The sequence below is a fragment of the Streptomyces sp. NPDC058246 genome, from assembly GCF_042881985.1.
Classification (GTDB): Bacteria; Actinomycetota; Actinomycetes; order Streptomycetales; family Streptomycetaceae; genus Streptomyces.
This window is the reverse complement of record NZ_JBHVWZ010000033.1, coordinates 90,048-97,610: the sequence shown is the minus strand read 5'-3', so window position 1 is coordinate 97,610 and position 7,563 is coordinate 90,048. Positions and strand designations below refer to the sequence as shown.

The 7,563-nt window shown below is 71.8% G+C and carries 9 protein-coding genes; 5 read left to right on the top strand and 4 right to left on the bottom strand.

Translation table 11 applies throughout. The features are described 5' to 3' along the window. Nucleotides 1-102: 102 nt before the first annotated feature. Nucleotides 103-1,119: an aldo/keto reductase gene (locus ACFVXA_RS33720; protein WP_383911988.1), complete on the bottom strand. Its 1,017-nt coding sequence runs from the start codon at nt 1,117-1,119 to the stop codon at nt 103-105. Beyond that, the gene (locus tag ACFVXA_RS33715; protein ID WP_362024721.1) at nt 1,119-1,604 is read right to left on the bottom strand and encodes a MerR family transcriptional regulator; all 486 of its coding nucleotides are present in this window, start codon (nt 1,602-1,604) and stop codon (nt 1,119-1,121) included. The genes ACFVXA_RS33720 and ACFVXA_RS33715 overlap by 1 nt, the downstream gene beginning before the upstream one ends. Before the next feature lie 96 nt (nt 1,605-1,700). On the opposite strand from ACFVXA_RS33715, the gene ACFVXA_RS33710 reads away from it, so the two are divergent. Next, nucleotides 1,701-2,171, top strand: a complete 471-nt coding sequence (locus ACFVXA_RS33710; protein WP_362024719.1) for a GNAT family N-acetyltransferase — start codon at nt 1,701-1,703, stop codon at nt 2,169-2,171. A 19-nt stretch (nt 2,172-2,190) separates the two neighbouring features. Continuing rightward, complete coding sequence (locus tag ACFVXA_RS33705) at nt 2,191-3,015, top strand: serine hydrolase domain-containing protein (RefSeq protein WP_362024716.1); 825 nt, start codon at nt 2,191-2,193, stop codon at nt 3,013-3,015. Nucleotides 3,016-3,023: 8 nt separating this feature from the next. Here ACFVXA_RS33705 and ACFVXA_RS33700 read toward each other — a convergent pair whose 3' ends face one another. Then, nucleotides 3,024-3,845 (bottom strand): NAD(P)H-binding protein, encoded by an 822-nt coding sequence (locus ACFVXA_RS33700; protein ID WP_362024713.1) that lies wholly within the window; start codon nt 3,843-3,845, stop codon nt 3,024-3,026. Nucleotides 3,846-3,974: 129 nt separating this feature from the next. On the opposite strand from ACFVXA_RS33700, the gene ACFVXA_RS33695 reads away from it, so the two are divergent. Beyond that, nucleotides 3,975-4,580 carry a TetR/AcrR family transcriptional regulator gene (locus tag ACFVXA_RS33695; protein ID WP_384025937.1) on the top strand — a complete coding sequence of 202 codons (606 nt, stop codon included), beginning with the start codon at nt 3,975-3,977 and terminating at the stop codon, nt 4,578-4,580. 12 nt (nt 4,581-4,592) lie between these two features. Here ACFVXA_RS33695 and ACFVXA_RS33690 read toward each other — a convergent pair whose 3' ends face one another. Next, complete coding sequence (locus ACFVXA_RS33690; RefSeq protein WP_362024749.1) at nt 4,593-5,249, bottom strand: pirin family protein; 657 nt, start codon at nt 5,247-5,249, stop codon at nt 4,593-4,595. Nucleotides 5,250-5,344: 95 nt separating this feature from the next. Here ACFVXA_RS33690 and ACFVXA_RS33685 point away from each other — a divergent pair, with 95 nt between their 5' ends. Together ACFVXA_RS33685 and ACFVXA_RS33680 are read left to right on the top strand one after the other, a co-directional pair. After that, nucleotides 5,345-6,550 carry a helix-turn-helix domain-containing protein gene (locus ACFVXA_RS33685; RefSeq protein WP_362024707.1) on the top strand — a complete coding sequence of 402 codons (1,206 nt, stop codon included), beginning with the start codon at nt 5,345-5,347 and terminating at the stop codon, nt 6,548-6,550. Between the two features lie 89 nt (nt 6,551-6,639). After that, nucleotides 6,640-7,554, top strand: a complete 915-nt coding sequence (locus tag ACFVXA_RS33680) for an ACP S-malonyltransferase (protein ID WP_362024704.1) — start codon at nt 6,640-6,642, stop codon at nt 7,552-7,554. Nucleotides 7,555-7,563: the final 9 nt, after the last annotated feature.

The following is a 7,563-nucleotide window of genomic DNA, read 5'->3' as shown; positions in this document are numbered from 1 at the left end:
CTATCAAGGGGCGCGGGGAACTGCGCAATCTTTTGGCGGGGGTCTGGGGGCGGCAGCCCCCAGGGACGGGAATGGGCAGGGGCGGAGGGGGCGAAAAGAGCGTTACTCCCGGCCGGCCGACGCGAAGGACATGTCCGGGTAGCGGTCGCCCGCGACCTTGGAGGCGATCGGCTCCAGGAGGGCGAGCTCGGCGTCGGTCAGGACGATGCGCGTGGCCGCCGTGTTCTCCTCCACCCGAGAGCGCTTCGTGGTGCCGGGAATCGGCACCACGGTGAAGCCGTGCACGGCGCCCCGCTGCTGGACCCACGCCAGCGCGACCTGGGCCGGTGAGGCCCCGTGAGCCTCGGCCACGGCCCGCACCGGCTCCAGCAGCGCCGCGTTCGCCGACGCGTTCTCCCCCAGGAAGCGGGGATGCGTCCGGCGCACGTCGCCCTCCGAGAGGTCGTCGTCGGCGTTGGCGAAGGAACCGGTGAGAAAGCCCCGGCCGAGCGGTGAGTACGGGACGAGCGCCACGCCCAGCTCACGGGCGGCCGGCACCACGTTCGCCTCGATGTCCCGGCTGAACAGCGACCACTCCGACTGCACCGCCGCGATGGGGTGCACGGCCTGCGCCGCCCGCAGCTCCCCGGCGGTGACCTCGCTGAGCCCGAGCTGCTTGACCTTGCCCTCGCGCACCAGCTCGGCCATGGTGCCGACGCTCTCCTCGATCGGCACGTTCACATCGCGCCGGTGCATGTAGTAGAGGTCGATCACGTCGACGTCCAGCCGCTTGAGGCTGCCCTCGACGGCCTGGCGGATGTACGGCGGGTCGTTGCGGATGACCCGCTTGCTCCGGTCGCCCGCCGGGACCGTGACGCCGTACTTGGTCGCGATCACGACCTCGTCCCGGTGTGCCTTGAAGAACGGCGACAGGAACTTCTCGTTCTCGCCGCCGCCGTACCCCTCCGCCGTGTCGAAGAGCGTGACGCCGAGTTCCAGCGCCCGCTCCAGGGCGGCCCGGGACTCGTTCGCGTCCGACGGCCCGTACGCCCAGCTCATGCCCATGCAGCCGAGTCCCTGGACCCCGACCTCGGGGCCCCCGGTGCCGAGTCGCGCCTTCGAGATCTCGCTGTCCGTCATCACGGCCTCTCCGACGCCAGGGTCCGCCCGGCGTCCGCATAGAAGTTGATCTTGTGGTCGAGTACCGCGAGGGTGTCCTGGAGCTCGGCGATCCGGGCCCTGACGTCCCGGCGGGTCGCCTCCAGGAGTTCGTAGCGCGCGGTGTAGGTCTGATCGCCCTCGCGCACCAGTTCCGCGTACCGCACCATGTCGGCGACCGGCATCCCGGTGAGCCGGAGCTTGCCGACCAGGTCCAGCCAGTCCAGGTCGCGGTTGCTGTAGCGGCGCTGGCCGGTGTGCGAGCGGTCGATGTGCGGCATCAGCCCGATCCGCTCGTACCAGCGCAGGGTGTGCGCGGTGAGGCCGGTGAAGGCGACGACCTCGCTGATCGTGTAGTTGTCCTGGCCGTCCGGGCGCAGATGCCGCTCGGGCGGGGCCGCGCAGACGTCGGTCCTGGTCCTGGCACCGGTCTCGGCGGCCTCGGCCGTGGTCTCCATCACCGTCATGACCTCCACGCTAAAACCTTCGAGTGCACTCGAAGCAAGTGGAATCCGGGGAAATTACCCGGACACCACCCGGCCGCGATGGCTACGGTGCGGATCATGAGTCTCGTACGCCGTGCCCTGCCCGAGGACGCCGAGGAAGTGCTGCGCCTGCGCCAGGTGATGATCGACTCGGTCTTCGCCTCGGACGGCTCCGCCGAGTGGCACGCGGAGTCCCTGCCGACCATACGCGGCAAGCTCGCCGAATCCGACGGGGACTTCGTGGCCTTCGTCGTCGACCACCCCGACCGGCCGGACGGGCTCGCGGCCCTGGTCGCGGGGACGGTCGAGTACCGGATCGGTCGCGCGGGCAATCCGCACGGCGCGGTGGGCCATGTCTTCAGCGTCGCCACCGATCCGGACGCGCGGCGCCGCGGCTACGCCCGCGCGTGCATGGAGACGCTCCTCGACTGGTTCCGCGAGCGGGGCGTCGCCCAGGTCGACCTCAACGCCTCCGCCGAGGCGGAGCCGCTGTACGCCTCCCTCGGCTTCGTCCGCAAGCCGGACCCCTCGATGCGACTGAACCTCTGAGCGGCTTAGGCTCGTACCCATGTCCTTGCAGAGCCTGGCGTTGATCGAGAACTGGCCCGTTCCCACGGCCGCGGCGGCTGTCGTCCGCGCGGACGGCACGGTGCTCGGGACCCACGGTCCCGGGACGCACCGCTTCCCGCTCGCCTCGGTGACCAAGCCGCTCGCCGCGTACGCCGCGCTCGTCGCGTACGAGGAGGGGGCGGTCGAACTCGACGAGCCGGCGGGTCCGACCGGGTCGACGGTCCGTCATCTCCTCGCGCACACCTCGGGGCTCGCCTTCGACGAGCACCGGGTGACGTCCCCGCCCGGGGAGCGGCGGCTGTACTCCAACGCCGGGTTCGAGGTGCTCGGGGACCACATCGCGAAGGCGACGGACATTCCCTTTTCCGAGTATCTGCGGCAGGCGGTGCTGGAACCGCTGGGCATGGCCTCGACCACGCTCGACGGCTCGCCGGCCAGGGACGGCGTCTCGACGGTGGACGACTTGGCGCGGTTCGCCGCCGAGGTGCAGGCGCCACGGCTGCTCGACCCGCGGACCGTCGCGGAGGCGATGACCGTCCAGTACCCCGGTACGAAGGGTGTCCTGCCGGGGTACGGGCACCAGAACCCCAACGACTGGGGGCTCGGCTTCGAGATCCGCGACTCCAAGTCGCCGCACTGGACGGGGAGTTCGTCCTCGCCGCGGACCTTCGGGCACTTCGGTCAGTCCGGTACGTTCCTGTGGGTCGACCCGGATGCGGGGGCCGCGTGTGTCGCGCTCACCGACCGGGCGTTCGGGCCCTGGGCGATGGAGGCGTGGACGCCGTTCACGGATGCGGTGCTGACGGAGCTGCGGAGCGGCTGAAATCCCGCTCACCGGAACGCGGCGACGTTGCGCTCCGCCCACGCGGCGAAGCTTCCCGGCTTCCTGCCCAGAACGCGTTCGGCGTCAGGGCTGACGCGCTGCTCGGAGTCGGTCGGGGTGCCCAGGATGGTCAGGGTGCCCTCCACCACGGGCAGCGGCATGAAGCGCGCCATCTGCTCGTGGGCCTCCTCGCGGGTCTGCTCGGTGAAGCGCACCGGTTCACCCAGGGCGGCCGCGATCGCGGCCGCCCGCTCGCGCGGAGTGGTCGCCGCGGGACCGGTCAGGGTGTACGTGGCGCCGAGGTGAGCGCCCGGCCGCAGCGTCGCGGCGGCGACCGCGGCCACATCCTCGGGGTCGACGAACGGCAGACCGACGTCGCCGAAGGGTGCCGCGGCCTCCCGCCGGGTGCGGATCGACTCGGCCCACGCGAAGGCGTTGCCGGCCATCCCTCCCGACCTCAGGATCGTCCAGTCGAGCCCGGACTCCCGTACGGCCGCCTCGAAACGGGCCGGATGCCCGTACGCCTCCGGGCGGGTCGCCACGCCCTGGGAGGACAGCAGCACCACCTTTCGGATCCCGGCGGTCCTGGCCGCGTCCAGGATGCCGTGCGGGTCCTCGCCCGCCACGAGGAGGAAGAGCGCCTCGCCGCCCTCGAACGCCGTCCCCAGACCGGCCGGTTCGGCCAGGTCGGCGGCCACCGCGCGGACTCCCGGCGGCACATCGGCCCCGGTGACGTGCCGGGCCACCGCCGTCACCGGCAGCCGGGCCTCGGTGAGCATCCGCACCAGCGCCCGCCCGACGTTCCCCGTCGCGCCTGTCACCACGAACATGTCGATCTCCTCGGCTTGCACATCAGTTGGGTGGGGACTGCCTGCCAGAGCCAGTTAGTTAGTTGACTGACTGACTCGACGAGCGTGACGCTAGCACAGGGCGACCCTCGGTTGTCTATAGTCAGTCGGGTGACTGACTCACAGGAATCCCGGCGCCCCCGGGCGCGGGCGGCCGGCAAGCGGCAGCAGCTGACGGCCGCCGCGGCCCGGGTGCTGCACGAGCAGGGCGTGGAGCGCACGACCATCGCCGACATCGCCCGCGCCGCCGACGTCCCGGCGGGCAACGTGTACTACTACTTCAAGACCAAGGACGAGCTGGTCGAGGCCGCCCTCGCCGAGCACGTCTCGCACCTGGAGACCCTCACCGGCCGGCTCGACCGGCTTCCCGACCCGCGCGACCGCCTCAAGGGGCTCATCGACGCGTGGGTCTCCCAGCGCGAGACCGCGGCCCGCTTCGGCTGCCCCACGGGCACCCTCGCCGCGGAGCTCGACAAACGGACCGAGGGCGGCCTCGACCTCACGGCGGGCCGGGTCATACGGCAGCTGCTGGACTGGGTGGAGACGCAGTACCGCCAGATCGGTGTGACCGACCCCGAGGACCACGCGCTCGCCCTCGTCGGCGCCTACGAGGGCATGTCCCTGCTCTCCAACGCCCTGCGCGACCCGGAGATCATGACCCGCGAGGGCGCCCGTCTCACCCGCGAGCTCGACGCCCTGGGGGGACGGAAGAGTTGAGGTGACGGCGCGTCAGCCCGTCGCCATCTCCCACAGCAGCAGCTCCGCCGGGGAGCCCGCCAGCGCCTCCAGGTCCTTCGCCTCCGTGATGCGGGCCGCGTCGCCGGGGCCCAGCTCCTCGCCGTCCAGGCGGACTTCGCCGCGGACGACATGGACGTAGACGAACGGCGCGTCGGGAACCGCCGTGCGCTCCCCCGCCGTCAGGCGGCGTACGTGGAGCATGGCGCCCGCCCCGGGGACGGCGTACGGCGTGGAGTCCGCGATGCCGTGCACGATCTCGTACGCCGGGTCACCGCCCGGTTCGTGCGGGGCCAGCCACATCTGCACGAAGCTCAACGGCTCCGCGCCGTCGTTGCGTTCCACGTGCCGGACGCCGCCGGCCGAGCTGAGGTGCTGGACGTCGCCGGGGCGCACCACCGACTCGTGCCCGGCCGAGTCCCGGTGGGTCAGCTCGCCCTCCACCACCCATGTGACGATCTCGGTGTGGCTGTGCGGGTGCTCGTCGAAGCCCGCGCCGGGGTCGAGCCACTCCTCGTTGCAGGCGATCACCGCGCCGAAGCGGAGGTTGTCCGGGTCGTAGTGCGGGCCGAAGGAAAAGGCGTGGAGCGAGGAGATCCCGGCCGCCGGGTCCCCTCCGCGGTAGCGCTCTTCGGCGCGGCGGACGTCCATCACGCCCACCACCGTAGCCCGGGCCCGGCGCCCTTCCCGCGCTTACATGCGACCCGCCGCCGCACACCTCCGTCCTGATAAGGCAGTCTTGTCCCGTGCCCGAACCCGAATCCAGCAACACCGAGCGCCCAGCGCACGCGATCCACGCGCACTCCGCGACCTTGAAGCGGCTGGAGAAGTCGTCCGGCAGCCTCGCCGCCCAGGCGATCGCGCGGATGGACGAGACGCTGCCGTGGTACCGGGCCATGCCCCCGGAGAACCGTTCCTGGATCGGTCTCGTCGCCCAGGCCGGTATCGCCGCCTTCACCGAGTGGTTCCGGCACCCCGACGCCCCGCAGGCCATCTCCACCGATGTGTTCGGGACCGCGCCACGCGAGCTGACCAGGGCTATTACGCTGCGCCAGACCGTCGAGATGGTGCGCACCACCATTGAGGTCATGGAGAGCGCCATCGACGAGGTCGCCGCCCCCGGCGACGAGTCCGTGCTGCGCGAGGCCCTGCTCGTGTACGCCCGCGAGATCGCCTTCGCCACCGCCCAGGTGTACGCGCAGGCGGCGGAGGCACGCGGCGCCTGGGACGCCCGCCTCGAATCCCTCGTCGTGAACGCCGTGCTCTCGGGCGAGGCCGACGAGGGTGCCGTCTCCCGGGCCGCCGCCCTCGGCTGGAATTCGCCCGAACATGTCTGCGTGGTGCTGGGTACGGCGCCCGACGGTGACAGCGAGCTGACCGTCGAGGCGATCCGGCGGGCCGCCCGGCACGCCAAGCTGCAAGTGCTGACCGGTGTGCTCGGGGACCGGCTCGTCGTCATCGCGGGCGGCAACGACAATCCGCTCGCCGTCGCCAGGTCGCTGATCGGGCCGTACGCCGCCGGGCCCGTCGTCGCCGGGCCGATCGTGCCCGATCTGCTCGCCGCGACCCGGTCCGCGCAGGCCGCCGCCGCCGGACTCAAGGCGTGTTTCGCCTGGCAGGACGCCCCGCGGCCGGTTCTCGCGGACGATTTGCTGCCGGAGCGCGCGATCGCCGGAGACCCGGCCGCCCGCGAGCAGCTGGTGGAGGAGATCTACAGACCGCTGGAGGAGGCCGGCTCCGCGCTGCTGGAGACGCTCGCCGTCTATCTGGAACAGGCGAGCAGCCTCGAAGGCGCCGCCCGGATGCTCTTCGTCCATCCCAACACCGTGCGCTACCGGCTCCGACGTGTGACTGACGTCACCGGCTGGTCGCCTTCGGATGTACGCTCCGCGTTCACGCTGCGGATCGCCCTGATCCTGGGGCGTCTGGCTGATGGAGATCCTCAAACCTAGCCTTTTGTCGGGGACCTACAATTCCCCTTCGTGTTCTTCGTCCCTGTCCCCACGGGCGGCCGTGGCCGTCCACAAGAGAGAGTGTGAGAGTGCTCGTACTCGTCGCTCCCGGCCAGGGCGCTCAGACGCCCGGCTTCCTGACCCCTTGGCTCGAACTCCCCGGTGCCGCGGACCACGTCGCCGCGTGGTCGGACGCCATCGGACTGGACCTGATCCACTACGGGACCCAGGCCGACGCGGACGCCATCCGCGACACCGCGGTGGCCCAGCCGCTGCTGGTCGCCGCCGGGATTCTGTCCGCCGCGGCACTGGGTGACATCGCGCCGGGTGCGGTCGCGGGCCACAGTGTCGGCGAGATCACCGCCGCTGCCTTCGCGGGTGTCCTGGACGACACCGCCGCGCTCGGCCTCGTCCGCAAGCGCGGGCTGGCCATGGCCGACGCCGCCGCGATCACCGAGACGGGCATGTCGGCGCTGCTCGGCGGCGACCCCGAGGTGTCCGTCGCGCACCTGGAGAAGCTGGGTCTGACCCCGGCGAACATCAACGGTGCGGGCCAGATCGTCGCCGCGGGCACGCTGGAGCAGCTCGCCGCGCTGGCCGAGGACAAGCCCGAGGGCGTCCGCAAGGTCGTCGCGCTGAAGGTGGCCGGTGCCTTCCACACGCGCCACATGGCCCCCGCGGTCGAGACGCTGGCCAAGGCCGCCGCGGATCTCGCGCCCACCGACCCGAAGGTCACCTACGTCTCCAACAAGGACGGCAAGATCGTCGCCGGCGGCACCGAGGTGCTGGAGCGGCTGGTCGGCCAGGTCGCCAACCCGGTCCGCTGGGACCTGTGCATGGAGACCTTCAAGGAGCTCGGCGTGACCGCGCTGGTCGAGGTGTGCCCCGGCGGCACCCTGACCGGTCTGGCCAAGCGCGCGCTGCCCGGCGTCGCGACGCTGGCGCTGAAGACCCCCGACGACCTCGACGCGGCTCGCGAGCTCATCGCAGAGCACAGTGCCTGAGAAGGAGCC

Excerpts from the sequence above, each read along its gene's own strand:
- ACFVXA_RS33720 (WP_383911988.1), bottom strand. The coding sequence starts at position 1,119 with ATGACGGACAGCGAGATCTCGAAGGCGCGACTCGGCACCGGGGGCCCC.
- ACFVXA_RS33700 (WP_362024713.1), bottom strand. The coding sequence starts at position 3,845 with ATGTTCGTGGTGACAGGCGCGACGGGGAACGTCGGGCGGGCGCTGGTG.
- ACFVXA_RS33710 (WP_362024719.1), top strand. The coding sequence starts at position 1,701 with ATGAGTCTCGTACGCCGTGCCCTGCCCGAGGACGCCGAGGAAGTGCTG.
- ACFVXA_RS33715 (WP_362024721.1), bottom strand. The coding sequence starts at position 1,604 with ATGACGGTGATGGAGACCACGGCCGAGGCCGCCGAGACCGGTGCCAGG.
- ACFVXA_RS33690 (WP_362024749.1), bottom strand. The coding sequence starts at position 5,249 with ATGGACGTCCGCCGCGCCGAAGAGCGCTACCGCGGAGGGGACCCGGCG.
- ACFVXA_RS33705 (WP_362024716.1), top strand. The coding sequence starts at position 2,191 with ATGTCCTTGCAGAGCCTGGCGTTGATCGAGAACTGGCCCGTTCCCACG.